This window comes from Pseudarthrobacter sp. MM222, assembly GCF_947090775.1.
Taxonomy (GTDB): Bacteria; Actinomycetota; Actinomycetes; order Actinomycetales; family Micrococcaceae; genus Arthrobacter.
Window position 1 is genome coordinate 2,870,823 of record NZ_OX352321.1, and the last position, 25,285, is coordinate 2,896,107.

At 67.7% G+C, this 25,285-nt stretch carries 24 protein-coding genes; 8 read left to right on the forward strand and 16 right to left on the reverse strand.

Annotation, left to right across the window (positions count from 1 at the left end; translation table 11 throughout):
* Positions 1-19 precede the first annotated feature (19 nt).
* From OM977_RS13070 to OM977_RS13085, 4 genes are all read right to left on the reverse strand, one after another.
* On the reverse strand, positions 20-1,369 hold the full coding sequence (locus tag OM977_RS13070; RefSeq protein WP_264354370.1) for an MFS transporter: 1,350 nt from the start codon (positions 1,367-1,369) through the stop codon (positions 20-22).
* Positions 1,370-1,458: 89 nt separating this feature from the next.
* Positions 1,459-4,557, reverse strand: a complete 3,099-nt coding sequence (locus tag OM977_RS13075) for an AAA family ATPase (protein WP_264354371.1) — start codon at positions 4,555-4,557, stop codon at positions 1,459-1,461.
* Positions 4,554-5,753 (reverse strand): exonuclease SbcCD subunit D, encoded by a 1,200-nt coding sequence (locus OM977_RS13080; protein ID WP_264354372.1) that lies wholly within the window; start codon positions 5,751-5,753, stop codon positions 4,554-4,556. Before OM977_RS13080 ends, OM977_RS13075 begins: the two co-directional genes overlap by 4 nt.
* Before the next feature lie 50 nt (positions 5,754-5,803).
* Positions 5,804-6,637 carry an MIP/aquaporin family protein gene (locus tag OM977_RS13085; protein ID WP_442960651.1) on the reverse strand — a complete coding sequence of 278 codons (834 nt, stop codon included), beginning with the start codon at positions 6,635-6,637 and terminating at the stop codon, positions 5,804-5,806.
* Between the two features lie 84 nt (positions 6,638-6,721).
* On the opposite strand from OM977_RS13085, the gene OM977_RS13090 reads away from it, so the two are divergent.
* Entirely contained in the window at positions 6,722-7,876 is a 1,155-nt protein-coding gene (locus tag OM977_RS13090; protein WP_264354373.1) for an ADP-ribosylglycohydrolase family protein, read from the forward strand.
* Between the two features lie 12 nt (positions 7,877-7,888).
* Here OM977_RS13090 and OM977_RS13095 read toward each other — a convergent pair whose 3' ends face one another.
* Genes OM977_RS13095 through OM977_RS13105 form a run of 3 tightly spaced genes read right to left on the reverse strand, consistent with a single transcriptional unit; the run spans position 7,889 to position 11,542 of the window.
* Positions 7,889-10,243: an arylsulfatase gene (locus OM977_RS13095; protein ID WP_264354374.1), complete on the reverse strand. Its 2,355-nt coding sequence runs from the start codon at positions 10,241-10,243 to the stop codon at positions 7,889-7,891.
* Between the two features lie 34 nt (positions 10,244-10,277).
* Entirely contained in the window at positions 10,278-10,598 is a 321-nt protein-coding gene (locus OM977_RS13100) for an EthD family reductase (protein ID WP_264354375.1), read from the reverse strand.
* Positions 10,599-10,639: 41 nt separating this feature from the next.
* A complete protein-coding gene (locus tag OM977_RS13105; protein WP_264354376.1) occupies positions 10,640-11,542 on the reverse strand; it encodes a formylglycine-generating enzyme family protein in 903 nt (300 codons plus the stop codon).
* A gap of 301 nt (positions 11,543-11,843) precedes the next feature.
* Between OM977_RS13105 and OM977_RS13110 the strand changes: the two genes are divergently transcribed.
* Positions 11,844-12,743, forward strand: a complete 900-nt coding sequence (locus tag OM977_RS13110; RefSeq protein ID WP_264354377.1) for a bile acid:sodium symporter family protein — start codon at positions 11,844-11,846, stop codon at positions 12,741-12,743.
* Positions 12,733-13,098 (forward strand): DUF1622 domain-containing protein, encoded by a 366-nt coding sequence (locus OM977_RS13115; protein WP_264354378.1) that lies wholly within the window; start codon positions 12,733-12,735, stop codon positions 13,096-13,098. The genes OM977_RS13110 and OM977_RS13115 overlap by 11 nt, the downstream gene beginning before the upstream one ends.
* Positions 13,099-13,135: 37 nt before the next feature.
* Here OM977_RS13115 and OM977_RS13120 read toward each other — a convergent pair whose 3' ends face one another.
* Positions 13,136-13,612, reverse strand: a complete 477-nt coding sequence (locus OM977_RS13120; protein ID WP_264354379.1) for a hypothetical protein — start codon at positions 13,610-13,612, stop codon at positions 13,136-13,138.
* A gap of 377 nt (positions 13,613-13,989) precedes the next feature.
* On the opposite strand from OM977_RS13120, the gene OM977_RS13125 reads away from it, so the two are divergent.
* Positions 13,990-15,369, forward strand: coding sequence for a DUF1254 domain-containing protein (locus OM977_RS13125; protein ID WP_264354380.1), 1,380 nt, complete (start codon positions 13,990-13,992; stop codon positions 15,367-15,369).
* Positions 15,366-16,226, forward strand: a complete 861-nt coding sequence (locus OM977_RS13130; protein WP_264354381.1) for a hypothetical protein — start codon at positions 15,366-15,368, stop codon at positions 16,224-16,226. The genes OM977_RS13125 and OM977_RS13130 overlap by 4 nt, the downstream gene beginning before the upstream one ends.
* A 15-nt stretch (positions 16,227-16,241) precedes the next feature.
* Here the strand turns inward: OM977_RS13130 and OM977_RS13135 are convergent, their stop codons facing one another.
* Both OM977_RS13135 and OM977_RS13140 read right to left on the reverse strand, forming a co-directional pair.
* A complete protein-coding gene (locus tag OM977_RS13135) occupies positions 16,242-16,739 on the reverse strand; it encodes a DUF4395 domain-containing protein (protein WP_264354382.1) in 498 nt (165 codons plus the stop codon).
* A gap of 81 nt (positions 16,740-16,820) precedes the next feature.
* Positions 16,821-17,852: an exonuclease domain-containing protein gene (locus OM977_RS13140; protein WP_264354383.1), complete on the reverse strand. Its 1,032-nt coding sequence runs from the start codon at positions 17,850-17,852 to the stop codon at positions 16,821-16,823.
* Positions 17,853-17,979: 127 nt separating this feature from the next.
* On the opposite strand from OM977_RS13140, the gene OM977_RS13145 reads away from it, so the two are divergent.
* A complete protein-coding gene (locus OM977_RS13145; protein ID WP_264357414.1) occupies positions 17,980-18,747 on the forward strand; it encodes a VTT domain-containing protein in 768 nt (255 codons plus the stop codon).
* Between the two features lie 89 nt (positions 18,748-18,836).
* Here the strand turns inward: OM977_RS13145 and rdgB are convergent, their stop codons facing one another.
* The 6 genes from rdgB to clpS all read right to left on the reverse strand — a co-directional run bounded on the left by rdgB (position 18,837) and on the right by clpS (position 23,168).
* Positions 18,837-19,505, reverse strand: a complete 669-nt coding sequence (gene rdgB / locus OM977_RS13150; protein WP_264354384.1) for an RdgB/HAM1 family non-canonical purine NTP pyrophosphatase — start codon at positions 19,503-19,505, stop codon at positions 18,837-18,839.
* Complete coding sequence (gene rph, locus OM977_RS13155) at positions 19,502-20,260, reverse strand: ribonuclease PH (protein ID WP_264354385.1); 759 nt, start codon at positions 20,258-20,260, stop codon at positions 19,502-19,504. Before rph ends, rdgB begins: the two co-directional genes overlap by 4 nt.
* A gap of 35 nt (positions 20,261-20,295) precedes the next feature.
* Positions 20,296-21,093, reverse strand: coding sequence for an MBL fold metallo-hydrolase (locus tag OM977_RS13160; protein ID WP_264354386.1), 798 nt, complete (start codon positions 21,091-21,093; stop codon positions 20,296-20,298).
* The gene (gene murI, locus OM977_RS13165; RefSeq protein WP_442960652.1) at positions 21,090-22,157 is read right to left on the reverse strand and encodes a glutamate racemase; all 1,068 of its coding nucleotides are present in this window, start codon (positions 22,155-22,157) and stop codon (positions 21,090-21,092) included. The genes OM977_RS13160 and murI overlap by 4 nt, the downstream gene beginning before the upstream one ends.
* A 71-nt stretch (positions 22,158-22,228) precedes the next feature.
* Positions 22,229-22,795, reverse strand: coding sequence for a DUF2017 domain-containing protein (locus tag OM977_RS13170; RefSeq protein ID WP_264354388.1), 567 nt, complete (start codon positions 22,793-22,795; stop codon positions 22,229-22,231).
* The gene (clpS, locus tag OM977_RS13175) at positions 22,788-23,168 is read right to left on the reverse strand and encodes an ATP-dependent Clp protease adapter ClpS (RefSeq protein WP_264354389.1); all 381 of its coding nucleotides are present in this window, start codon (positions 23,166-23,168) and stop codon (positions 22,788-22,790) included. Before clpS ends, OM977_RS13170 begins: the two co-directional genes overlap by 8 nt.
* Positions 23,169-23,185: 17 nt before the next feature.
* Between clpS and OM977_RS13180 the strand changes: the two genes are divergently transcribed.
* A complete protein-coding gene (locus tag OM977_RS13180; protein WP_442960653.1) occupies positions 23,186-24,535 on the forward strand; it encodes a nicotinate phosphoribosyltransferase in 1,350 nt (449 codons plus the stop codon).
* Positions 24,536-25,249 carry an isochorismatase family protein gene (locus OM977_RS13185; protein WP_264354391.1) on the forward strand — a complete coding sequence of 238 codons (714 nt, stop codon included), beginning with the start codon at positions 24,536-24,538 and terminating at the stop codon, positions 25,247-25,249.
* Positions 25,250-25,285 lie beyond the last annotated feature (36 nt).

Consider the following 25,285-nt stretch of genomic DNA (forward strand, 5'->3'; position numbering starts at 1 on the left):
CCGGGCCTTGCCCGGGCGGTCAGACGCGGGCGGGCGTCGTTTTCTTCCGGTGGAGGACGACGACGGCGGCGGCACCCAGCAGGAACAGCGCCACGGCGGCACAGACCGGCACAAGGAAGGCCGTGGAGTAGCCGTGATTTTGCGCGAGCTGCCCGGCGATGGAGGATCCGAGGGCGGTGCCGGCGACGATGCCGCTGGCCAGGGCCGTCATGACCGTGCCGAGTTTGCCGGCCGGGGCCACGAGTCCGCCGATGGCGAAGACAGTGACCATGAGCGGGCCGACGGGCAGGCCCAGCACCAGCAGCACCAGGATCATGGGCAGCGCGGTCGACGGCAGCAACAGCAGCAGCGCGAGGGCGGCCATCAGCGCCGAGCAGCCCAACCAGCGGGCGTTCACCGTGATCCGCTGCGGCCAGTAGGCAACCGAAAGGGCGGCCGCTGCCGAGCTCAGGCCCATCACGGCGTACAGCAGCCCGGCCAGCTCGGAGGTGGCAAAGCTCGCGGCGAAGGAACTGAGCGAGGTCTGCGTGGAACCGAAGAATGTGCCCATGCAGACCATGGCCAGCACGGGCAGCGCGACGGCGGCAAACGATCCCGCCCGCTGACCGGCAGGCAGAGTACTTCGGCGTTGTTTCTCCGCTGCCGCAGCTTCCGCGGTCCGCGCCGGCGCCCGGACCACGGCACGGTGCGTCGGGTGCACGGCGAAGGCCGGTACCAAGGTGATGGTCAGCGCTGCGGCAAGGGCCAGCGGCAGCCAGGGTGCGAAGAGGCTGGCAATGATTCCCACCAGCGCCGGGCCCAGCACGAAGGTCAGTTCGTCGGCGGTGCCTTCGTACGAAAGGGCCGTATCCAGGTCCGCGGTGTTGGCTTCGCGTCCGCCCCGGGAGGTGAGGGCCATCCAACGGACCCGCGCCAGCGGGCCGACTTGCGGGCAGCTCGCGCCGGCCACAAACGCGGCCGCCAGCACGGGCCAGGCGCCGGCCAGGTCCTGTCCGGCTGGGATCAAGTGGGCGGCAAGAATCAGGGCGGTGACCGCGACAGTGTTGAAGACCGCGGCAAACACCAGCACCGGCCGCTGGCCCAGCCGGTCCGCCAGCGCGCCCAGAATGGGCGCGCCCAGGGCGGAGCCGATGCCGACGGCGCCGGCCGACACACCGCCGACGGCGTAGGAGCCGGTGACGGCCGTGACCAGGGTGAGGGCGCCGACCGTCAGCATGGCGAGAGGGAGCCGGGCAAAGAGTCCCAGCGGGATGAAGCTCCGCCCTGCCAGCAGCGGCAGCCGGGCGAAGCGGCCGGTCCGGCGCGGGGAGGCGGGTTGCGGGGAGATGGGCGCCGAAACGGGCGCCAGAGAAGTCGTTGAAGGATTCATGATTCCGGGTTCGCTCAATGGTGCGCATCGTCCCTCCTCCCGATGCGCGCAACCCGGTAACTATCCGATTATAACCGCATCCGCGATCCTCACAGCTGGGCGTCGTCGGAGATATGGAGGGTTGAGCCGTTACGCTGCTTGACCACCTGCAGCTGGGTGCCGATGCGCTGTTTCATTTCCGCCACGTGGCTCACGAGCCCCACCACTCTGCCGCCGTCCCGGAGGCCCTCGAGGGCGTCCATGACCTGCTCCAGGGCCTGTTCATCGAGGCTTCCGAATCCCTCGTCGACGAAGAGGGTTTCGATGTCCACACCGCCGGACTCCTGTTGCACGACGTCCGCCAGGCCGAGGGCCAGGGCGAGCGAAGCCATGAATGACTCTCCACCGGAGAGCGTCGCGGTGTCCCGGCGCTGTCCGGTCCATTCGTCCACTACTTCCAGGCCCAGACCGGATTTGGCCCCGCGGGCCGCCTTTGCGTCCGTGTGCTGCAGGGTGTAGCGGCCGTCGCTCATGCCGATCAGCCGTTCGGAGGCGGCGACTGCCACCTGTTCGAGCCGGGCTGCCAGCACGTAGCTGTTCAGGCTCATGCGGTAGGTGTTCTCTCCCCCGCCCCGCGCGGCCTCGGCGACGGCATTCAGCAGCGCAGCCCGTTCACGGGGCTCCCTGCCGGCAGCCGCCAGCCGTGCAAAGTCGGCGGCGGTCCTGCCCAGGGTCCGTCGGGATTTCTCCGCGAGTCCCGCGGCGAGCGCCGCTTCGCGGGCCGAACGTTCCGCCGTTGCCGCTGCCGCGCGGAGCTGCTCCAGGACCGTCTCCTCCACGGGTCCCTCTGTTTCCAGTTCCCGGGCTGCCAGCACCAGCTCCTCGCTGGCGAAGAGCTCCTGGATCCGGGCGGCTTCGTCCTGCCCGGCACGGACGTCAGCTTCCAGCGCCGCCGCATCCGCTGCGCAAAGCAGCACGGCCTGCGCCTCCTGAGCGGACTCGAAGCCGGCGCCCGGAAGGGCCTTCTCCAACTGATCCCGCGCGTCAACGGCGCGGGTCCCGGCCTGTTCCAGCCTGGTCCGCGCCGCCTCGGCCCGTTCCAGGACGGCGGTCGTGGAGCCCAGCGCTGCCATCCGCCCGGCGAGGACCGGGTGCCCGGCACGCAATTTGTCGAGTGCCTCCTCGAGGGTGTCGGCCTGGTCCTGTACTTCGGTGATCGTGGACTCCGTCTGGGCGATGCGGGACGCCGAATCCATCTGCGCCTGCTCGGCACCGGCGATCTCCTCTTCCAGCTTGGCGTGCCGGGCGCGGTTGACGGCAAGCTCCTCCGCCGCGCGGCGGGCTTCGGCGGCGCGTTCCCTGGCCCGGGTCGCCTCCGCGCCGGCAGCCGCGGGCGAGATGTGTCCGCCCTGCGCCGCCAGGACGGCGACCTCCTGCTGGGCCTCGGACAGTTCACGCTCGAGCCCGGCGAGGACCGTCTCCGCCGCCTCGCACTCGAGCTGCGCCGATTGTTCGGCCTCGGCTACGGTCAGGGCGGACGCCGCGGCCGGGGCGGGGACGGGATGCTCGGGACTGCCGCAGACCGGGCACGGGACGTCGGGCAGCAGTTGCGCGGCCAACTCGGCGGCAGCGTTGGCGAGCCTTTCCTCACGCAGGTCCAGCCAGCGCTGGCGCCGGTCCTGGTAGTGCTCCCGCGCGCTGCCGTGGCGTTGCTCCACGACGCCGCAGGCCTTCAGGGCTGCGGCGTGGCGCCGGACCAGGACGACGAGTTCCTCAGCGGCGGCCGCCTCCTTGGTCCGCAGCGGGACCTCGGCGGCGAGCTCCTCGAGCGGGCGCAACCCTGCGAGCAACGTCTCGGATTCGTTCCGCAGAGCGGTGAGGGCCGCTGCGCCGGACGTCCGCCCGGCTTCCAGCTGGGCCACGGTCCCGCGAAGCTGGAGGGTGCGGCTCCGCAGCCCGGCAAGCCGTGCTTCGTCCGGCAAACGCTCTTCGAGCACCGCACTTAGGGACCGCAGTCCCCGGAGTGCCGAACGCAGGGCTCCGCCGTCCACCGGGCAACTGTCGGCCCGGCCCGGAACGGGTTTTCCAGCGAACAAATCGAGGGCCGAATCCGAAGGGCCGGTCCCCAGCGCGGCAAGTTCGGGGTCGGTGAGGGCCGCGGCTCGGAGTTCTTCCGTGGCTGCCGACATGGCAGCCACGGCAAGTTCCTCGGCCGTCAAGGCACTGTCCACCGCCTGCAACTGCCCGCCAAGCACTTCGGCCTTGCGGTGCAGGCCCAGTTGCCGGCCCTTCGCCGCGAGTTCGGGCGCGGCTGCCGCTGCCTCGGAGCGGCGGCGTTCGGCGGCGGCCAGTTTGGCCTGGCGGGCGGCGCGTGCCGTCGCGGTGTCCCGGGCGGACAGGCGTTCGGCCCGCAGCAGCTCCGCCTCCAGCCCGGCCGTCTGCCGTTCCTCCGCCACGGCGGCCGCAGTTCCCTCGAGCCAGGCCAGGAACGCCTCGGCGTCAGTCCGGTCGGGAGCGTCCGAGATGTCGAGTTCCAGCGCATCCGTTTCGGCTTCAGCCTGGGCCAGCAGGACGTCGAGTTTCTGATTGAGGGTGGCGACCTCGGCGGCGGCGGCCTTCGCCCTGCGTCCGAGCTCCTGCTCCACGGCCTCGAACCGCTGGGTGCCGAACAGGCTCTGGAGGAGTTCAAGGCGGTCAGAGGCCTTGGACCGGAGGAAGGCGGCAAAGTCGCCCTGGGGCAGCATGACCACGCGGGTGAACTGGTCCCGGTTCATGCCCAGGACTTCGGTGATCTCGGCACCGGCCTCGTCATTGCGCCCCGATTTTTCAATCCACTCGCCATTGACGCGCTCGCGCAGCACTGTGTTGGCCTGCTGGACGGTGAATCCGTTCTTTCCGCGGGCACTCGGCTTGTCCCACGCGGGCGAGCGGGACACCTCGAAGTGCCGGCCTCGGGCGGAAAACTCGCACGTGACGCGGGGTTCGGCGGCCGCCGCGGCGTGGTCGCTGCGCAGCCGCTTGCCGTCCTGGCGGGCGCCGGGAACCGAGCCGTAGAGAGCGAAGCAAATTGCGTCCAGCACGCTGGTCTTGCCGGCACCGGTGGGGCCGTTAAGGAGGAACAGGCCGTGCGTACTCAGGCGGTCGAAGTCGATCTGTTCGGTGCCGGCGAAGGGGCCGAAGGCCGAGATCTCGAGGCGGTGGATCCTCACAGTGACACCCCTTCCAGGCGCACAGTTTCCAGGGCGTCGGCAAGGACGGCCGATTCGGCGTCGTCGGCGCTACGGCCGCGGACGTGTTCCAGGAAGCCGCAGCAGATGGACAGATCGTCGTCGGCTTCGGCGAGCCGGCTGCTGTAGCTGGCCTTGGCGGCGTTGCCGGTGCCGTCTGGGTCGAATCCCAGCACTAGGGTGTCAGGGAAGCGGGCACGCAGCCGGTCCATGGCCTGCGCCGGGCGCTGGGCGTCGGTCAGCGTGATCTGGCAATAAGCGCCTTCGGCCCAGGCGAAGTCTTCGGCCGAGAGCAGCTCGTCGAGTTTTCCGCGCAGCACGGCAAGGGTTCGCGGCGCTTCCCACAGCACTTCGCGGACCTCGCCGATTCCGGCGGCATCCACCTCCACGAGCCAGCTGCCCTTCTTGTGCTTGGCCTCGGAAAAGGAGTACGCGAGCGGCGATCCGGAGTACCTCACAGAGGACGACAGCTCCTGCCGGCCATGCAGGTGGCCCAGGGCCGTGTAGCCGAAGCCGTCGAAGAGATCCAACGGGACGGCGCCCACGCCGCCGATGCTCAGGTCCCGTTCGCTGTCGGAGCTGATGCCACCGCTGGCGAAGGTATGCGCCAGGACCACCGAGTGGACGGTCCGGGTGGCGGTGCGGGCTGCGAGGTCGGTCCGGATCCGGGCCGTGGCGGCCCTGGTCACCTCGAAGTGGCTCGCGGTTTCGACGCCGAGCTGTCCGGCGACCAGCCGGGGTTCCAGCCAGGGGATTCCGTAGACCGCGAGCACCGGACCGGTGCCCGGGTCCGTACCGGCGGTGCTGCCGGCGCCGCCGTCGAGCGGGAACAGCACGGGGGTGTCCAGATCTGCCAGCCGGGTGCGCAAATGCACTCCCCCGCGCTCCAGCAGCCTCGAAGCGAAGCCCAGCCGGATGGCGGAATCGTGGTTGCCGCTGGTGAGAACCACCTGGGCACCGGCACCGGTCAGCCGGACAAGGGCGTCGTCGAGCAGGCCCACCACGTCGACGCCGGGCAGGGCACGGTCATAGACGTCGCCGGCAATGAGGACGACGTCTACCGACTCGTCCCGCACGAAGGCGACGAGCTGGTCGATGAACGCGCGCTGGGCGTCAAGCATCCCGACGCCGTGGAACGACCGGCCCAAATGCCAGTCCGAGGTGTGCAATAACCGCATGTTCCTACGGTATCGGCTGGCGCCGACAGTATTGTGCCACCGCCCCGGGGCTACCGTCCGCGGCTGCTGTCAAAGAAGTCCCGGGCCTCGTCGCCGCCCGGGGTGGGCGGCTGCTCCGCGGTAACCGGACGCGCGGGCCGGGCCGGAGCAGCGCCGGCCGACGCCTCGTCGTCCCCTGCGTCGAGCTTATCCTCGGCGTCGAGGTCATCCTCATCTTCATCCTGAACCACCGCGGCCGGCACCGGGGTGCCCTGCGTGAAGCCGCGGTACACCAGGCCCGCGAGCACCGCGCCGACGATCGGGGCCACCCAGAAGAGCCACAGCTGGCCGAGCGCGTCCGCGTTGCCGAACAGGGCCGAAGCCGTGGCGCGGGCCGGGTTGAAGGGGGTGTTGCCGATGGTTTGGCCGAGCTGCAGCAGGACGGCCATGGTCAGACCGACGGCAAACGGAGCGGCGGCCCGGGACGGGTTCCGGTCAGAGGTGGTGCCCAGATAGACGGCCACGAGCAGGGCAGTGCCCAGGAACTCCACGAGCAGCGCGCCGGCCATCGGCGCCTGGATGATGGACTGCTCGCCGAATCCCGCAGCAACGGTGTCGAACGCTGCCCGGGTGTCGCTGATCCTTGGGACGGTGCGCAGAATGCCCAACAGTGCAACGACGCCGAGCAGCGCCCCGATGAGTTGCGCGCCCAGATAGGCCGCGGCCTCCGGAAAGCGGAGGCGGCCGGCGATCGCATTGCCCAGCGTGACCGCCGGGTTGAAGTGGCCTCCGGAGAGGTAGCCGAAGGCGAGCATCGCGGCGGTGAGCGCCAGGCCCGCGGCCAGGGAGGCGGAGAGCGGGTTCGAGTCCGGAATCGAGAACAGCGGAACGCCGAGGCCCGCCACGACCACGAGCAGGGTCCCGAGGGCGCTGTACCCCCGCCGGACCTCCGTGCCGGACGGTCACACCGCCGGGGTAAATTTGAACCCATGAGCAGCGAACCCGCCAGCACCCCCGCGACCATCCCCGCGCCGACCCACGCATCCCGGATCCACGGCTGCCTGCTGGGCGGTGCGCTGGGCGATTCCCTGGGCTACGCGGTGGAGTTTGAGGACATTTCCGCGATCCGCGGCAGGTTCGGCCCCGCGGGACTTCAGGATTTTTCCGCGCTCGACGGCGGCAGCCACTTTTCCGATGACACCCAGCTGACGCTGTACACCGTGGACGGACTGCTGGAAGCCCTGGAATGGGCGAACACGGGCGTCGGTGCGGATACGAACGCGTGCCTGTGGCTCGCCTACCTGCGCTGGCTGGCAACCCAGGGCGTGCCGGTCCCGGAGGCGGCGCCGTTCCAGCCTCCCCGCTGGATCGACGCACACGAGGTCCTCAAGCACCGCCGCGCTCCCGGGAACGCGTGCCTGAGCGGCCTGGCCACCGGTGAAATGGGCACCTTCTACCGGCCGGTCAACCCGGACTCCAAGGGCTGCGGTACCGTAATGCGGTCGGCCCCGTTCGGTCTGGTTCCCTACATTCCCGCCGACGCCGTCTACAAGCTCAGCGCGGACGCCGCCTCGCTGACCCATGGCCATCCCGCGGCACGGCAGAGTTCCGGTGTCTTCAGCCTCATCATCCAGGCGCTGGCCTCGGGCAACGGCTTGCGCGAGGCCGCCGAATACGCGCTCGGCCGGCTCGATGAGGCTGTCCTGCACAAAGGTGAAAGACCCGACCCGGACCTCGTGGCACGGCTCAAGGCGGCCCTGCGGCTCAGCGCCGACGGGCCCGTGCTGGGCCCGGAGGAACTGGTCCGGGAACTCGGCGAGGGCTGGGTGGCCGAGGAGGCGCTCGCCGTCGCACTCTATGCGGTGCTGGCCACGGCTCCGGACGGTCCGGCAGCGGCTCCGGCAGCCCCGGCCGCGGGGCAGCCGGAGGCCCCGGCAGCCGCTCCGGAGGCACACTTCCGGGCGGCCATCGCCCTCGCGGTTAACCACAGCGGGGACAGCGATTCCACGGCATCGATTGCCGGGAACGTCCTGGGCACGTTGTACGGCGAGCAATGCCTGCCGGCTGCCTGGCTGGAGGCGCTCGAAGCACCGGAGGTCATCCGGGGCATGGCGTCGCGGCTGGCTGCGGTCACCGGGCCCTGACCCGGCGGCGCCTTATTGCTTCGCCATCGCCACCCGCATTCGGTCTTCGGGGGTGATGAGGTGATCGTGGCTGTCATCGCCGAGGTCGATCTGCACCCATTCGATGTCACCGGTGAAGCTGCTGTCGCTGTCCGAATACCGGTCGGACACCTGGGATCCGTGATCGACCCCGATATCGGCGGTTTCGTCCGCCGAGAAGGCGATCGGGTGGGTGGCCTCAATGTGCCCGTTGGCTGTCTGGTTGCCGTCCACATATAGCGTGATCTCCGCGCCCTTGCCCAGGCCGCCGCCGTCGTAGGCGAATTGCGCGCGCACCTCGTGGCCCCCTTGACTCAGCGGTTCGGTGGCGGTGATGTGCGTGGTGTTCAGGCCAAGGAAGTTGTACGTGTAATTCAGCTTCCCGTCGTCCACGGACAGCGCCCATCCGCCGCCCAGGCCGCCTTGGGCGATGAGGACGCCGCTCGCATTGGACTCCGTGACGGAGATAGCTGCGGTAACGGTGTGCGACTTGTTCTTGGTGTTGATGATTGAGTGCTCGTTCAGGCCTGTCATGCCGCGGAAGAACCGCTGGGTAGTGCCCTTGATGAGCTCGGGCCGTCCCGCGATGTCCGGATTCACCCGCTCCACGACACGGTCATCGAGCGGCAGCACATTGTGGCGGACCGCTTCGATGAGCCAGAGCCGCTGCAGTTCGTGGAGCCGGTCCGGCTGCTCCCCGGCGAGGTTGTGTGACTGGGTCCAGTCAGTGGTGGTGTCGTAGAGCTCCCATACGTCGTCGTCGAAGGCAGGCAGCTGGCCTGGCATCCACGGGCTGCTGTGGTGGGTCACCGCGGTCCAGCCGTTGTGGTAGATGCCGCGGTTGCCCATCATCTCGAAGTACTGGGTGGTGTGCGTGTCAGCGGCCGTTGCGTCGTCGAAGGAGTAACGCATTGACATGCCTTCGAAGGGCTTCTGGGTGATGCCGTTGATTGTGTCAGGTTCGGGCAGTCCGATGACCTCCAGGACGCTGGCGGCAATGTCGATTACATGGTGGAACTGATGGCGGATCCCCCCGCGGGCCGTGATGCCCCCGGGCCAGTGAATGATGGTGCCGTTGCGTGTTCCGCCAAAGTGCGAGGCGATCTGCTTTGTCCACTGATAGGGCGTGTCCATGGCGTGCGCCCAGCCGACAGCATAGTGGTTGTAGGACTCGGGGCCGCCGAATTTGTCGAGATGGTCGATCAGGAATTCGGGAGTTTCCAGTGCACTGGCCTTATTGAAGTAGGTCATCTCGTTGAAGGTGCCGTTAAGCGAGCCCTCCGCGGAAGCCCCGTTGTCTCCGACGATGTAATAGACAAGCGTGTCGTCCAGGTGGCCGTCCGCTTCCAGGGAATCGATCAGGCGTCCCACGTGGTGGTCGGCGAATTCAAGGAAAGCCGCGTAGACCTCCATCTGGCGTGCGAGGACCGGCTTGAGCTCCGCCGGCATGTCGTCCCATGCTGGAATTTCGGCATGCCGGTCGGTGAGGACCGCCTCGGCGGGAATCACACCGAGTTCCTTCTGGCGCGCGAACGTTTCGTTCCGGACCGCGTCCCAGCCCTTGTCGAAGCGTCCCTTCTGCTTGGCGATCCAGTCCGCCGGCACGTGGTGCGGTGCGTGGGTCGCGCCGGGGGCGAAATACATGAAGAACGGCCGGTCCGGGGCCAGCGACTTCTGCTGGCGGCTCCAGGTGATGGCTTTATCGGTCATGTCCGACATGAAGTGGTAGCCGTCCTCCGGCCGGCCGACTTCCACTGGAGTGGTCCCTTCTATGACGGCCGGGTACCACTGGTTGGTTTCGCCGCCGATAAAGCCGTAGAAGTAGTCGAATCCCGAGCGGGTGGGCCACCGGTCAAAGGGACCCACCGGGCTCGTCTCCCAGGCGGGAACCTCGTGGCATTTGCCGAACTGCGCGGTCGAGTAGCCGGCCACCCGGAGGATCTCGGCCAGCGGTACCGTCGTGTTGGGCCGCGAGGAGGTGTAGCCGGGCGCCGGCGTCGCAGTCTCGGTGATGGCTCCCATCCCGACCGTGTGGTGGTTCCTTCCGGACAGCAGGGCCGCCCGCGTCGGTGAGCACAGCGCTGTGGTGTGGAAGCGCGTGTATTTCAGGCCGCCGGCTGCCAGGCGCTCGGCCGTCGGAGTCGCGCAGGGACCGCCGAAGGCGCTCGAGGCGCCGAAACCAACATCGTCCAGCAGGACGATGAGCACATTCGGGGCCCCGGGCGGCGGCTGCGTGGGTTGGATCGGCTCGAATTTCGAGTCCGGATCCTTGGCATCGTAGGGCAGGAATCCACGGTATCCGCGATCCGGCACGGGAAGGGAGACCGACGTTGGCTGTTGATTTTTCATGTCTATGCTTCCTAGGTTTTGGGTCCAACCCGCTCTACCCGAGCAGCGCTTCCACCGGGTAATTCACGACGACCGCCCCTCCGGTCGCGAAATTGGGGACATCTGCTAAAAGGGCCTGGCCTTCGGGGGAGGCTACGGCTGCGGCCATGTCCGCCTGGGTAGCGAAATCACCCTCGAACACCGCGAAATAGGGGGAACCGGTGCCTGAATCCCCCAGGCCGGACACTCTGAATGAGTATCGGGCGGCTTTCAGTCCGGGCAGCCTGGCGGCCAGGGGAAGGTGCTTGTTGACGTAGTAGTCCTCGAAGGCCACCCGGTCGGCGGGTTCGGGGTACAGGACCACAATTTTGTTCATGATCGATATTCCTTCCAGACAGCTTGGCCGGTGGCGGACTCTCAAGTCCGGATGATGCAGCGAAAGCCCAGATGCGAGGTAGCGGTGTCGACAGCCTGCGGCATCCGTGCCGCGGGTCGATAGCGCCGGCAATAGTTTGGTGCGCACAGGTGCGAACCGCCCTTCATCACCTTGCGCGGAATCCGGGCGGGGTCGGACGGGTCACTGCTCCGGTCTTGTCCGCCACCCTGCGGGTACGCCGGGGTGCAGCAGGCATGCGAGGTTTCGGCATGTGCCTGGTACCAGTCGGAGGTCCATTCCCAGACGTTCCCGATCATGTCCAGCAGGCCATAGCCGTTGGCCGGGAACGAGCCGACCGGGGCGGTGCCGGCGTACCCGTCCTGTTCAGTGTTCTCGATGGGGAACTCGCCCTGCCAGGTGTTTGCCATCCACCGGCCGGAGGGGGTCAACTCCTCGCCCCAGGCATAGGTAGCACCATCGAGTCCGCCGCGGGCGGCGAACTCCCACTCGGCCTCGGTGGGCAGCGACTTTCCCGCCCAGCCCGCGTACGCCTCGACGTCGGCCCAGGCGAGCTGCACCACGGGGTGGTCTGCCAGCCGGTGCACCGGGCTGCCGGGCCCCCGTGGCTTCCGCCAGTCGGCTCCCGGCACGTAGGTCCACCAGTTATACGGGTCACCCAGGTCCACCCGTTGAGCCGGCTGAACGAACACCGACCCCGCGGGTACCAACAACTCGGGCCGGGCGCCAGGGTAGGCAGCCGGATCCGGTGCCTGTTCGGCTACGGTCAGGTGACCGGTCTCGGCGACGAACCGGGAGAATTCGCGGTTTGTGACCGCGTGCCGGTCCATCCAGAACCCGCCGACCGTCACCCGGTGGGCGGGTGCCTCCTCGGGATAGTGGTCGTCGGAGCCCATCAGGAAGGTGCCGCCGGGAACCCAGGCCATGCTCGACGCCGTAGTGAAATTTTGGCCAAGAGACACTTCGGCCATTGTCTGCTCCGCTCCGGGCCCTCCCCGAAAGCCCTGTGGCGACCCGGCCCCAGCCACGGATATTGCGGTCACCGTAGCACAACGATCCGCCTGTTGGTAAGTACCGCAGGTACGATCCCCGGCTCGGGGCAGAATGCTGTCTTGCGGTCCGTTGTCCGTGCTTTCACGGGCAACCGGCTGACCGTAGCCGCGAATCCTGCGACGGTCTAAACTCCCGGTTATCCAGTCATGGAACCCGGGCAGGAGCCAATGATGAGTGCCGACCTCCATGGATGCGGGGGCTAGCGTGGATGCCCAGCGGATTCTGGTCCTGGCCTTCCAGGGGAGCATCATGCTGACCGTCTTCGGCTTCGGCCTGCGGGCCACCGTCGATGATGTCCTTTATGTCATCCGCCGTCCGCGAATGCTGGTGATTTCACTGGTGTCCATGTTCATCGTGATGCCCTTCATCGCTTTGGCCCTGGCTTTGGTGATCGCTCCGCCGCAGGTCGCGCTGGTGGCGCTGGTGGCTCTGTCCCTGTCGCCCGTTCCGCCAACCCTGCTGGGCAAAGAACATGACGCAGGCGGGCGCGCCTCCTACGGGCTGGGGCTCACGGTGGCCGTCTCCGTACTTTCGATCGTTATCATCCCCGCACTCGTGGTGTTTCTGGGCGGCCTCACCGACAATCCGTTCAACATCGGCTTCGCAGCCGTCGCGGGACAGGTTCTGTCAGCCGTGGTGCTGCCACTGGCGGCAGGCATGCTGGTGCGCGCCTTCCTGCCCCGCCTTGCAGCGCGGGTGGAGAAGCCGTTCTCCCTTGCGGCAAAGATCGTCCTGCTGGCCGCGGTCGCGTTTGTTCTCGTCGTGGCTTTCCCCCAGTTCGTGCAGGTCCTCACGGCAAGCACTGTCGTGGCCTTTATGCTCTTCACGGTGCTGGGACTGTCCTTCGGCCACATCATGGCCGGCCCGGACCCCGGTGATGCAAGGGTGCTGGCCCTCGCAAGCGCACTCCGGCATCCCGGAATCGCCCTGGCAATCGCCACCACTAACTTCCCGTCACTGCACTTCGGGGCCGTCATCGCCCTGTACCTGATCATAGGCACGATCGTGTGCATCCCCTACCTGAAGTGGATGCAAAAGCGCGCGGCGGAAGGGAAGGAACCCCATGGAGATTGAATCGGTCATGGACGGCTTTGGCAGGGCCGTCGACGCCGCCGGCGTCCTCGCAATAGTCATTGGAGCCGCCGTGGCGACGCTCCTGGCAGCCATGGCTTTGCTGCGCAGCCGGGATGGGACAATCTACACGAGCTACCGGGAACGTCTGGGCCGGTCGATCCTCCTGGGCCTGGAACTGCTGGTCGCCGCCGATATTATCCGCACCGTCGCGGTGACCCCCACTTTCGAATCGGTGGGTGTCCTTGCGCTCATCGTCCTGATCCGCACCTTCCTCAGTTTCACGCTGGAGCTTGAAATGACCGGTCGGTGGCCCTGGCAGAAACCCGCTACAGGTATGTCCGCCGAGCCCCAGTAAGTATCACAGCCGCCGGCAGTGGTCCTGTTTGTTGTGATCAACCTGCTCTTAGCGCGTACAAGACCACCGCCGCGCCGGCAAGGAAGACCAGCGAACCCATGATGATCGCGTTCCCGAAGCGCCGGTATGCCCGGATCACTTGTGCTTTGGCTTTCTCATCCGGGGCGGCTTCTTCCGCCGCCGCAGCCGCGGCCTGGAACATTGGATTCAAGGCCTGAATTCCGACAAACCAGGCAAACAGAAAAACATAGAAAATGACCACCACAAATGCCGGAAAGGTGGGCGTGTCCGTCGCGAGGACGATCAGGGTCAGCAACTCAGCGCCGATGAAGCCCGTGATCATGATGGCTACCGAGACGACGCCGGTTCTTCCGGACAACCCAACGAACTGGACCTTCAGGTTCCGCCTGCTGACGGGGTCCAGGAAATGGCTGGTGAGGGCAAAGGCGATAAATATGGACGGCAGGACCGTAGCGGCAGCCTGAAAGAACTGCAGTCTGATCTCAAGATTCATCAGTACCCCCGACGGACAGCAGCCAGGTCTTGGCGCAGAAGGTCAGGCAAGACTACGCCCGGGCGGCGTCCCGAAACAGTGCAGGCGTTGCCCGGTCCTCACCCTGCCCATCCGTCCCGCGCGCCAGGCAGGCTGCTGCATAAGCACGGGTGCCCCAGCCAGAGGGCCCTGACTTCCGGAAGTGCCCTGAGTACCATGTAAACGACGAGGACTTCCCACCTCCTGATGATCCGCGTAAACGGCGGACCCACGGCGCGAGGAAATACTGCCGCAAAATCAAATCGGTCGGCCGGTCGTGACCAAAGACCGGCCCATCTTCCACGGTTAGACAAGTAACCGGCCCCCTTCACCCTGCGTAGTGCCAAGAGGTGAAACCCATGAACACCGCGCAACCTTCAACACCGTCGGCCCCATCCGGGCTCAGTCCCGCCGAGGCGCGCGCCGTCGCCAAGGAAGCCTACGTCTACGGTTTTCCGGTGGTGGACGGCTACCGCATCATGTACGCCTATTACGTGGACCGCGGGAACCCGGAGTTCAAGGCGCCCTGGAACCAGCTCAAGAACATACCCCGGGTGTACACACCCGAGGACAAGGCCGTCCAAACGCCGAACTCGGACACGCCGTATTCGATGATCGGCCTGGACTTACGCGCCGAACCGATGGTGCTCTCCGTGCCCAAGATCGAGAAGGAACGGTATTTCAGCATCCAGCTGATCGATCTGTACACGCACAACTTCGCCTACCTCGGCAGCCGCGTCACGGGCAACGACGGCGGCAGCTTCCTGATCGCCGGACCGGGCTGGACGGGCGAAACCCCCGAGGGTGTCACCAAAGTGATCCGCGCCGAAACCGCGCTGATGCTCGCCGTCTACCGCACCCAGCTGTTCAAACCGGACGACCTGGACAACGTTCAAAAGATTCAGGCAGGCTACACGGCACAGCCCCTCTCTGCCTTCCTCAGCCAACCCTCGGCCCCGGCCGCACCGCCCATCGACTTCCCGAAGCCGCTGACGCAGGAAGAGGAGAAGAGCTCCCTGGAAATCTTCAACCTGTTGAACTTCCTCCTCCAGTTCTGCCCCACCCACCCCACAGAAGGGGAGCTAATGAAGCGTTTCGCCCGGATCGGCATCGGCCCTGGGCAGACCCTAGACGTCGACAAGCTGGACCCCGGCATCGGGGAAGGACTCGGGCAGGGCATCCGGGACGCCTGGCAGGACTTCGCCGACCTGAAGAAGCAAGTGGACGCCGGAGAGGTGACGTCGGGACAGCTGTTCGGAACCCGCGAGTACCTGCAGAACAACTACCTCTATCGCATGACCGCCGCGAAGCTGGGCATTTACGGCAATTCTAAAGCCGAGGCCATGTACCCCATCTACGGCACCGACGCCGAAGGCCAACCGCTGGACGGCGCCCACCGGTACACCCTGCGGTTTGCCCCGGGCGGGCTGCCGCCGGTGAACGCATTCTGGTCCCTGACGATGTACAACATGCCCCAAAGCCTGCTCGTAGCCAATCCGCTGGACCGCTACCTGATCAACTCGGCAATGCTGCCCCGGCTAGCTAGGGATCCCGACGGTGGCCTGACCCTGATAATCCAGAGTGCTTCCCCGGGCCCGGACCTGGAAGCCAACTGGCTGCCCGCCCCCGCCGGGCCGTTCATGATGGCCATGCGCCTCTACTGGCCAAAGGACGAAGCGCTGGCCGGCCACTGGACTGCACCGCCACTGCAGCGAACCGCGCCAGGAGGAGTGCCGTGACGCAGGCCACAGGCGCCGGGGGCGCTAGCAGGACCCGCCTATTGGACGTTATCGCGTCCATCGGACCGCCGATCGCCGTAATCAGCACGGTACTGGCCTACTTCGGCTGGTCTCAGGCCGCCGCCCAAGCGAAGTACATGGGCCTAAACGTGGCCCTGTTCGACTTTTCCGACCAGGACTATGTCCGTTTCAGCGTGGGCAACCTGTTCACACCGCTGGTCTGTCTCCTCGCCGTCGGCCTCTGCGTGCTGGGGTTGGAAAAGTGGCTGCGCGGCCGCATTGAGACCGGGGACAGACCTGCCGTGCGGCGAATAGCGGGCGCCGCGGCCGCCGTCGGCGTCCTGGTGGCCGGCGGCGCGCTGCTGGTGGTGGCACTCCAGCCCGGCCGGACCGTCCTGTACGCCCCCTACGTTGTTGCCGCCGGCGTATTGCTCGCCGCATGGGCCACAAGGTTGCACTGGCTGGCGCATCCCGGCAAGCCGGAGGCTCTCTCCGTCGGACATCGCGTCGGCCAGGGCGCGCTCATATTCGGGCTGGTGACACTGCTGCTGCTCTGGGGCGCAGGGGACCATGCCGACGATGTCGGACGACGCGCCGCGATGGACATCGAGCAAAACCTCGATGCACTCCCGCGCGTGGAACTGTACAGCCCCAGCCCCCTGGCCATCAGCGCCCCAGCCGTCACCGAAACAAAGCTCGGCACTGACGCCGAACCGCTCTACCGCTACGACGGGCTGCACCTGCTGGCAGTCAGCGGCGGTCGCCTGTTCTTCCTCCCCGACGGCTGGACCGTGCGGAGCGGGCCCGTGGTGGTCCTGCCCGACAACGACGCTGTACGGGTTGAATATGGGCACTGAGGACGCGTCTTTACCTTAAGCGCGCAGGGAGATGTCGTTGCAGGCCTCGCACACGTCGTCCGGGATCAGGCCGCGCCGCTGCAGGAAGCCGAACATCACGCAGCCGAGGCAGAAGCCGGCAAAGGCTTCGAGCGAGGCGGCCACAATCAGGACCGCCAGCAGGATCCAGGCGGCCGGCGCCAGGCCGGCGGCGAGCAGGATGGCGGCGGCGGTGGACACGGCAGCGCCGATTCCCTGCGCGAAGCGCTTCGGCGGCCCGGGCACCAGCCGCTTCTTCCTCAGCCGGGGCGTCAGGACCTTAACCGACAGCACAGCCAGGGGCGAGACCCGCGGGCCGAACAGCAGCCGAAGCCAGAAGCCGACGGCGATCACGGCCAGTCCCCAGCCGAAGCCGGTCAACAGGGTGACCACGGCAAGCACCACCACCAGCGCGGCCGTGACGCGCGCCGCGTACTCGTTCACCGGGTTGGGGAAGGCGAAAACTTTCCGCCAGGTACCGCTCGGGATGGTCATCGTCCAAGGCTAGGTACAGCCGCGGCCGGGCGAAATGATTGTTGCGCCGTGTGACCCGTCGCGGCACTTTCGACGGCGGCGTCAGGCGACGGCTGCCGGGGCCAGATGGCCTCCGACCATCTGCAGGAATTCGCCTTCGGAGAGGACCTCGATCCGCTGGCCCCGCTCGTGCAACTCCAGCACCCGCCGCGCTTTGCCGGTGAGCCGTCCGGAGCGCAAATCTGCAGCCACGAAGCCGTCGCCCACCACCAGGACCGTGGTGCGGGCGGTGACCCGGCTCTCGGGCTGCGCGCCGAGCTCGGCGGAGCGGACCTTGGCCTCGGGCCGGGAAATTCCCAGTTCGCCGGTAAACACCACGGTCTGGCCGAACAGCGGGTGGCCGGGCTCGGCGAGGGCGTTCGGCACCGGGTTGGCCCCTTCGTCCGGCCAGCCGGACTGGAACGGCCGGCCCGCACCTGGCGAACTGGGCCCCGCTCCTGGTCCGGCCGCCAGCGCGTCGAGGGCGGACCGGCTGGCCTTGGACAGCGGATCCCGCAACGGGTCGAAGGCGGGCTGGCGGGACACGGTCAGGCCCAGGGACAGGTAGAGTTCCGCGATGCTGCCGGCACCGTTCCGGGCGGCGATGTCGATCAGGATTCCGGCGCAGGCGCGGGCGTCCTCGGCGGCGTCGTGGTGGTTGACCAGCGGGACGCCGGCTTCCTCCGCCGCGTAGGGCAAAGAGTTGGACACCAGCGAGTAGCAGCGCCGGGACAGCATCACCGTGCAGACGTAGTCGTAGGCGGGACCCGGCAGCCCGGAGACTTCCAGTCCGGAGCGGATGACGCCGAGATCGAAGGCGGCGTTGTGAGCCGCGAGCACGTCCCCGCCGATGAAGGCACCGATTTCCGGGAACAGTTCGCCGAAGCGGGGCAAGCCTGCGACCTGGTCCGGACGGATGCCGTGGATCCGGACGTTGTGGTGGTCGAAGCGGTCGTGGTTTTCCGGCGGCCGCATCAGCCAGGAGGCTTCCTCGACCACGACGCCGCGGCGGACTTTCGTCAGGCCAACGGCGCACGGTGAACCGCGGAAGCCGTTCGCGGTCTCAAAATCGATCGCTGTAAAGTCCAAACCCACGCCCCAAACTTTACCGCCCGGTTCTCCTCCCGCCCGTACCGCCTCCGGCACGCCGCCCCTGCTGCCAATTCCGGCACAAGGTCCGACGGCGGCCGTCAAGTACCCTTAACGGGTGAACCCTTTAGCTATCAGCGACTTCGCCGTGTCCACGATCGGCGGTGCGGGCCCGGTGCAGCCACGCCTGGCCTCCTTCCTGCCCGACTGGCTCAACCCCCAGGTCTTCCTGGCCGATCCGGCCCTCGCGCCTTGGGTTGTGCTGCTGGTCTGCGGCATCATTTTCGCCGAAACGGGCCTGCTCGTCGGATTCTTCCTGCCGGGCGACTCCATGCTGTTCACGGCCGGACTCCTCGTTGCGACCGACACCATCAAGTTCAACATCTGGGCGTTCTCGGCCCTGATCATCGTCGCGGCCATCATCGGCAACCAGGCCGGCTACCTGATCGGTTCCAAGGCGGGCCCGGCGATCTTCAACAAGCCGGATTCCCGGCTCTTCAAGCGTGAGAACGTCGAGAGTGCCCATGCCTTCTTCGAGAAGCATGGCGGCAAGGCCCTGATCCTGGCCCGCTTCGTCCCCATCATCCGGACCTTTGTCCCGGTGATCGTGGGCGTAGCCCAGATGAACAAGCGCAAGTTCTTCCTGTTCAACGTCATCGGGGCCCTGCTCTGGGGCGGCGGCGTCACCCTGCTGGGCTACCTGCTCGGCGACCGGGTGCCGTGGGTGCGCGAAAACCTGGACATCATCTTCATCGTGATCGTGCTGGTCTCGGTCATCCCGATCGGCATCGAGGTCGCCCGGGGCTTCATCGCCAAGCGCCAGGCTGAGAAGTACGGCACGGACGTCGTCGAAGAGTTCATCGAAGAACACGAGCCCGAAGAAGACCGCAAGACCCCCTAAAGCGCAAAATGCGGAAGGCGCCCCACTGAGTGGGGCGCCTTCCTCTGTTAATGTGGGACCGCGGCGGGAATTCCAGGGCCGGGGCGCCGTTACCGTCCGGCCAGGGCTTCCACGATGGCCGGGAGCAGGGCCCGGAAGGCGTGGCCGCGGTGGCTGATGGCGTTCTTCTCCTCGGGGCTGAGTTCCGCGCAGCTGCGGTCAAGGCCGGTCGGCTGGAGCACCGGATCGTAGCCGAAGCCGCCGGCGCCGCGGGGTTCGCGCAGCAGCGTCCCCTCCAGCTGTCCGTACTCCACGACTTCGCGTCCGTCCTCCGGAGAGGTGCCGGGTACGGCCAGCGCCGCGGCGCAGACAAACGCGGCACCGCGGTAGGCGTCCGGCACGTCGGCCAGCTGGGCCAGCAGCAGCTGGAGATTCGCGGCGTCGTCCCCGTGCCGGCCCGCCCACCGGGCCGAAAAGATGCCCGGCGCGCCGCCCAGCACGTCCACGGAAAGCCCGGAATCGTCGGCGATCGCCACGAGACCGGTCGCCTGCGCCACGGCCCGGGCCTTCAGCAGGGAGTTCTCGGCGAAGGTCACGCCGGTCTCGACGACGTCGGGCGCGCCGACGGCGCCGGCATCCACCACCTGCGTGTCGACGTCGAGCCCGGGAACCTGGCCGCGCAGCAGTTCGCGGAGCTCGCGCAGCTTGCCCTTGTTGTGCGTGGCGAGGACCAGCACCGGCTCAGGTACGGGGCTGTCCCCCGTGGGACGCCCCGTCACGGGGCCTCGGCCAGGGTTTCGCGCTGAATGGCGGCGAGCTGTTCGGTGCCCAGCAGGGCCAGGTCCAGCAGCTTGTTCAGCTCATCGCGGTCGAACGGGGCACCTTCGGCGGTGCCCTGGACCTCGACGAACTTGCCGGAGCCCGTGACCACCACGTTCATGTCGGTCTCGGCGCGGACGTCCTCGACGTACGGCAGGTCCAGCATCGGGATGCCGTCGATGATGCCGACGGAGACGGCCGCGATGGTGTCGACCAGCGGCTGGGCGTTGCGGGCGAGCATCTTGTTCTCGCGGGCGAAGCGGATGGCCTCGGCCAGGGCCACGTAGGCGCCGGTGATGGCGGCCGTGCGGGTGCCGCCGTCGGCCTGCAGGACATCGCAGTCCAGCACAATGGTGATCTCGCCCAGGGCCTTGGTGTCGATGATGGAGCGCAGCGAGCGTCCGATCAGCCGGGAGATCTCATGGGTGCGGCCGCCGATCTTGCCCTTGACGGATTCGCGGTCCGAGCGGGTGTTCGTGGCGCGCGGCAGCATGGCATATTCGGCAGTGACCCAGCCGCGGCCCTCGCCCTTGAGCCAGCGCGGGACGCCTTCGGTCAGGGAGGCCGTGCACAGCACCCGGGTGTTGCCGAACTCGATCAGGGCCGAACCTTCGGCCTGCTTGGACCAGCCGCGGGTGATGCTGATCGGCCGGAGCTGGTCCGGGGTGCGGCCATCGGCGCGGAGAACGGGGGCGGTAAGTGCTTCGGAAGTCATGCCCTTAGCTTATCGACTCGGCGCTACTGTACGGCTCAGATCGTGTAGTGCACTCCGGCGACGGCCACGGCGACGTCTCCCCCGAAGACCGGCTTGGCCTCGGCCATGACCGTGCTGGGGGACGTCCAGACCGGAATGTGCGTCAGGAGCAGGCGTCGCGCACCGGCGGCCAGCGCTGCCTCGCCCGCCCGCTTGCCGGTCAGGTGCACGTCCTTGATGCCGTCGTCGCGGCCCTCCTCGAAGGCTGCCTCGCACAGGAACAGGTCCGCGTCCCGGGCCGCGTCCTCCAGCCCGCTGCAGGAGTCTGTGTCACCCGAATAGCTCAGCACGCGGGTGACGGGGCTGCCGTCCTTGGCCGGTTCGGTGACCTCGACGCGGAGCGCGTAGGCCTCCTCGACGGGGTGGTTCACGGCGTAGGGCGTCACCGTGAAGGGACCCACGGAGACGGGTTTGCGCTCGGACCAGTTGCTGAAGTCGAACTCCTCGTGCATGCCCGGGTCCAGTTCGAGGCCGTAGGCGGTGGCCATCCGGTCCGCCGTCGCGGCCGGTCCCCAGACCGGAATCCGGCCCCGGCCCCAGCCGCCCGGCTTCCAGCGCACCGCTACGTGCAGCCCGCACAGGTCCATGCAGTGGTCCGGGTGCAGGTGGGTGAGGAAGATCGCGTCGATGTCCTCCAGGTCCGTATACCGCTGGATGGCGCCCAAGGCGCCGCTGCCGAGGTCAAGGACGATCTTCCAGTTCCGCTCGCCGTCGTTGGCGGTCAGCAGATAGCACGACGCCGGCGAGCCCGGGCCCGGAAAGGATCCGGTGCAGCCCACGATGGTCAGCTTCACAGGCCCGCGCCCCGCAGGGAGGAAGGGAGGGAGGTAGAAGTGACGAAGTTCGAGGTCCGCGGCCGGCGCGTGCCGGCCTGCGCGGCAGCGATCATCTCCGGCGTAATCCTGGCCAGGCTTCCGGTGGGGTACTGCGCCGCGACGTGGTCCACGTGGCGGACGCTGAGGACCTCGGGGCCAAGGAAGCGCCGGGCGAGGGACTCGAACTGTGCGGCGTCCCCGGTGGCGATGAAGTTGTGCTCGGGTGCGGCGGCGTCCTGCCGTTCCAGGCCGCGGGAGGCCAGGGCGCGGTAGACATCCTTGGCGGTCTCCTCGGCACTCGACACCAGGGTGACGTCGTCCCCCAAAACGAAAGAAATGACGCCCGTGAGGAGCGGGTAGTGGGTGCAGCCGAGCACCACGGTGTCCACTCCGGCGGCCCTCAGCGGCTCGAGGTACTCGCGGGCTACCGCGAGCAGCTCCGGGCCGGTGGTGATGCCGGCCTCCACATACGGCACGAACGCCGGGCAGGCCACGGAGGTGATCGCGAGGTCCGGAGCAGCCGCGAAGGTGTCCTCGTAGGCGCGGGAACCGACGGTGGCGGAGGTGCCGATCACGCCCACACGGCCGCTGCGGGTGGCTGCGACGGCACGCCGCACGGCCGGCTGGATCACCTCGATCACGGGGATCCCGTAGCGGGCGGTGTAGCGTTCCCGGGCGTCCCGCAGCACCGCGGCGGACGCGGAGTTGCAGGCGATGGTCAGCAGTTTGACGCCGGAATCCACCAGCTCGTCCATCACACCCAGAGCGTTGGCCCGGACCTCGGCGATGGGCAGCGGGCCGTAGGGGCCGTGGGCGGTGTCGCCGACGTACAGGATGGATTCGTTCGGCAGCTGGTCGATGATCGAGCGGGCTACGGTGAGCCCGCCGACGCCTGAATCGAAAACACCGATGGGCCGCGAAGCCAGCTGGCTGGTAGCGGTGCTGCTCGCCGGGGAGTCCGCAACAGCTTCCGCCGTGGGATCAGTGTTCGAAGCTGTTGTCATGATTATTCGAGGATAGGGGTAAGCCCGGGGCGCGGCCATCACATTGTGTCGTGCAACTCGTGTCTAATGTGTCACACCCGGTCCGGTACTCCACTTCCCGCAGGCTCCGGTCAGCCGCGGGTGTCGATCGACTGCAGCATGGCCTGGACCAGGGACTCCTGCAGCCAGGTGGTGAAGTTGTAGACGAGGGCCAGGTAGCTTTCCACGTCTTCGGCCTGGGACCAGTCCTGCATCAGGTGGACATGCTCAGCGTCCGCGTCGTCACGGATGTCCAGGCGTTCGGCGAGCACCAGCCGGACGTCGTTGAGCGCCGTGGACCAATGCCGGGCGTCGGCCGGGGTCAACAGGAGCTCGTCCTTGTCCAGGCCCAGGGCGGCGGCCTTCAGCGCGCCGATCTTGCTTTCCCGCAGTGAGCGTTCGGTGAGCCGGCGGAACTCGAGCGAGGCGTCGTCGTCGTTCTTCGAGACGTTCGGTAGCAGCCGGCGCAGGGCGCGGTCCGAGGGTTCACGGGCCTCTGCGTCCAGGCCCACCATGGCCGCGAGGGGGTCCTGGTTGGTGCGTTCCTCCGGCTCCAGCATGGCCATGACGTCGTCGAAGAGGCTGCGCAGCAGTTCCCGTTCAGCCGGTTCCAGGTAGCCGGTGATGCCCTTGAGCCCGTATTTGAATGCCTTAGCCACGTTTTCCCTTGCCCTTGCCCGATCCTCCGCCTGACCCAGCTCCGCCGTCGCCGCCGCTGGCCTTTTCCACGGTGGCCCAGAGCCCGTAGCCGTGCATGGCGACCGCGTGCTGCTCCACCTGTTCCTTGCTCCCGTGCGCCACGATGGAGCGTCCCTTCTTGTGGACCTCCATCATGAGCTTGTTCGCCTTGGACTCCGAATAGCCGAAATAGCTACGGAAGACGTAGCTCACATAGCTCATCAGGTTCACCGGATCGTTCCAGATCACGAGGTTCCAGGGGATGTCCGGGGCCGACAGGACGTCGGTGGACGCCGCTGTTCCGGTCTGGGTGCCGGCCTGGGTGTCCGGGCCGAGCGCAACGCTAAGGGTCATCTGTCCATTCTATGGGGATGCGCACTAGAGTGAATTTTGTGAGTACCTCAGCTGGCTGGGAGCGTCCCCGCACGTCCCTGTACACCGACCACTACGAACTGACCATGCTGCAGGCCGCGCTGCATTCCGGCGCCGCCCACCGCAAGTCAGTGTTCGAGGCCTTCGCCCGGCGGCTGCCGGACGGCCGCCGCTACGGGATCGTGGGAGGCACCGGGCGCCTGCTGGAAGGCATTGCTGACTTCCGGTTCGGCGATACCGAGCTCGACTTCCTGCGCCGTACCAAGGTGGTGAACGAGGAAACCCTGGACTACCTGGCCGGCTACTCCTTCTCCGGTGACATCTGGGGCTACGCGGAAGGAGAGGCGTACTTCCCGAACTCCCCCATCCTGATCGTCGAATCCACATTTGCCGAGGCCTGCATCCTCGAGACATACATCCTGTCCGTCCTGAACCACGACAGCGCGATTGCCTCGGCGGCGTCGCGCATGGTCACGGCGGCCGGCAACCGGCCCTGCGTGGAAATGGGCTCACGGCGGACCCACGAGGAGTCCGCGGTGTCGGCGGCCCGCGCCGCCATCATCGCCGGTTTCGACAGCACCTCCAACCTTGAATCCGGGCTGCGCTACGGCCTCAAGACGGTCGGCACCGCCGCACACTCCTTCACGCTCCTCCATGACACCGAACGCGAGGCCTTCGAGGCGCAGATCGCCTCGATGGGCGCCGGTACCGCGCTGCTCGTGGATACCTACGACGTCGAGGGCGCCGTCCGCACGGCCGTCGAGCTCGCCGGGGACAAGCTCGGCGCGGTGCGCCTGGACTCCGGCGACCTCGTGGCGCAGGCACAGTGGGTCCGCCAGCTGCTGGACGAGCTCGGGAATGTGCGGACCCGGATCATCGTCACCTCGGACCTGGACGAATTCGCCATCGCGGCGCTGCAGTCCGCCCCGGTGGACTCCTACGGCGTGGGCACCTCCCTCGTGACCGGGTCCGGCGCGCCGACGGCGAGCATGGTCTACAAACTGGTCAGCCGCACGGACGACGACGGCAGCTTCGTTTCGGTGGCCAAGGCCGCCAAGAACAAGACCAGCAAGGGCGGCCGCAAGTACGCACTGCGCAAGCTGAACGAACGGGGCACCGCGACCCAGGAGATCGTCGGCGTCGGGCACCGGCCGGAAGACGACGGGAACGACCGTCCGCTGCTCCAGCAGTTCATCAAGAACGGCGAACTCCTGCCCGGCTGGACCGGCCCGGAAGGCGTCCTGCGCGCCCGCCGCCGCCACGCGGACACCATGAAGGAGCTTCCGGGCGTGGTCAACCGGCTGCAGCGCGGCGAGCCAGCCATCCCCACCATCTACGAGGAGTACTGAATGTCCCGCGCCCTGATCATCGTTGACGTGCAGAACGATTTCTGCGAAGGGGGTCCGCTGGCCGTCGAAGGCGGCGCGGACCTGGCCGCCGAGATCAGCGAGTACGTCGACGCCCACCACGGCCAGTTCGACCATATTGTTGCCACCCAGGACTGGCATATCGATCCCGGCCCGCACTTCTCGGAGGACCCGGACTTCGTGGACAGCTGGCCGCGCCACTGCGTGGCCGGAACGCGGGGGGCAGAGCTGCATCCGGATCTCGACACGGAATACATCCAGGCCTACTTCCGCAAGGGCCAGTACACGGCCGCCTACTCCGGTTTCGAGGGGCTTCTGGCGCCCGACGACGCCGTCCCCACCGGTGACCGCAAGCCCGGCGCCATGCCGTTGGCCGGCAGCGCGGACCCCGCCACAGGCGGGGAGACTGCCGGAGACGACGAGGCCGGCAGCGCCGGAGGCGCCGACGCGTTAGCCGGCAGTGCTTTCGCCGACGGCGAGGACGCAATCGGACTCGACGACTGGCTGCAGAGCCACGACGTCGAGGATGTCGTGGTGGTGGGGATCGCCACCGACCACTGCGTGAAGGCCACCGCCCTGGACGGCGTCCAGGCCGGCTACTCGGTGACTGTCCTGCGCGGCCTGACCGTGGGCATCGCGGAGGACCTTGACGATGCCGTCGCCGAGATGGAACTCGGCGGCGTCGACGTCGCCTGAGGCCGTAGACTCGAAAACTGCACGTATCGTCTGACC

Bases quoted from the DNA above. Each gene is read 5' to 3' on its own strand.
- OM977_RS13070 (WP_264354370.1), bottom strand. From the start codon at position 1,369: ATGAATCCTTCAACGACTTCTCTGGCGCCCGTTTCGGCGCCCATCTCC.
- OM977_RS13100 (WP_264354375.1), bottom strand. From the start codon at position 10,598: ATGAACAAAATTGTGGTCCTGTACCCCGAACCCGCCGACCGGGTGGCC.
- OM977_RS13090 (WP_264354373.1), top strand. From the start codon at position 6,722: ATGAGCAGCGAACCCGCCAGCACCCCCGCGACCATCCCCGCGCCGACC.
- OM977_RS13180 (WP_442960653.1), top strand. From the start codon at position 23,186: ATGCGCACTAGAGTGAATTTTGTGAGTACCTCAGCTGGCTGGGAGCGT.
- OM977_RS13185 (WP_264354391.1), top strand. From the start codon at position 24,536: ATGTCCCGCGCCCTGATCATCGTTGACGTGCAGAACGATTTCTGCGAA.
- OM977_RS13135 (WP_264354382.1), bottom strand. From the start codon at position 16,739: ATGACCATCCCGAGCGGTACCTGGCGGAAAGTTTTCGCCTTCCCCAAC.
- OM977_RS13120 (WP_264354379.1), bottom strand. From the start codon at position 13,612: ATGAATCTTGAGATCAGACTGCAGTTCTTTCAGGCTGCCGCTACGGTC.
- OM977_RS13125 (WP_264354380.1), top strand. From the start codon at position 13,990: ATGAACACCGCGCAACCTTCAACACCGTCGGCCCCATCCGGGCTCAGT.
- rph (WP_264354385.1), bottom strand. From the start codon at position 20,260: ATGACTTCCGAAGCACTTACCGCCCCCGTTCTCCGCGCCGATGGCCGC.
- OM977_RS13080 (WP_264354372.1), bottom strand. From the start codon at position 5,753: ATGCGGTTATTGCACACCTCGGACTGGCATTTGGGCCGGTCGTTCCAC.
- clpS (WP_264354389.1), bottom strand. From the start codon at position 23,168: ATGACCCTTAGCGTTGCGCTCGGCCCGGACACCCAGGCCGGCACCCAG.
- murI (WP_442960652.1), bottom strand. From the start codon at position 22,157: ATGGCCGCGCCCCGGGCTTACCCCTATCCTCGAATAATCATGACAACA.
- OM977_RS13105 (WP_264354376.1), bottom strand. From the start codon at position 11,542: ATGGCCTGGGTTCCCGGCGGCACCTTCCTGATGGGCTCCGACGACCAC.
- OM977_RS13095 (WP_264354374.1), bottom strand. From the start codon at position 10,243: ATGAAAAATCAACAGCCAACGTCGGTCTCCCTTCCCGTGCCGGATCGC.
- OM977_RS13115 (WP_264354378.1), top strand. From the start codon at position 12,733: ATGGAGATTGAATCGGTCATGGACGGCTTTGGCAGGGCCGTCGACGCC.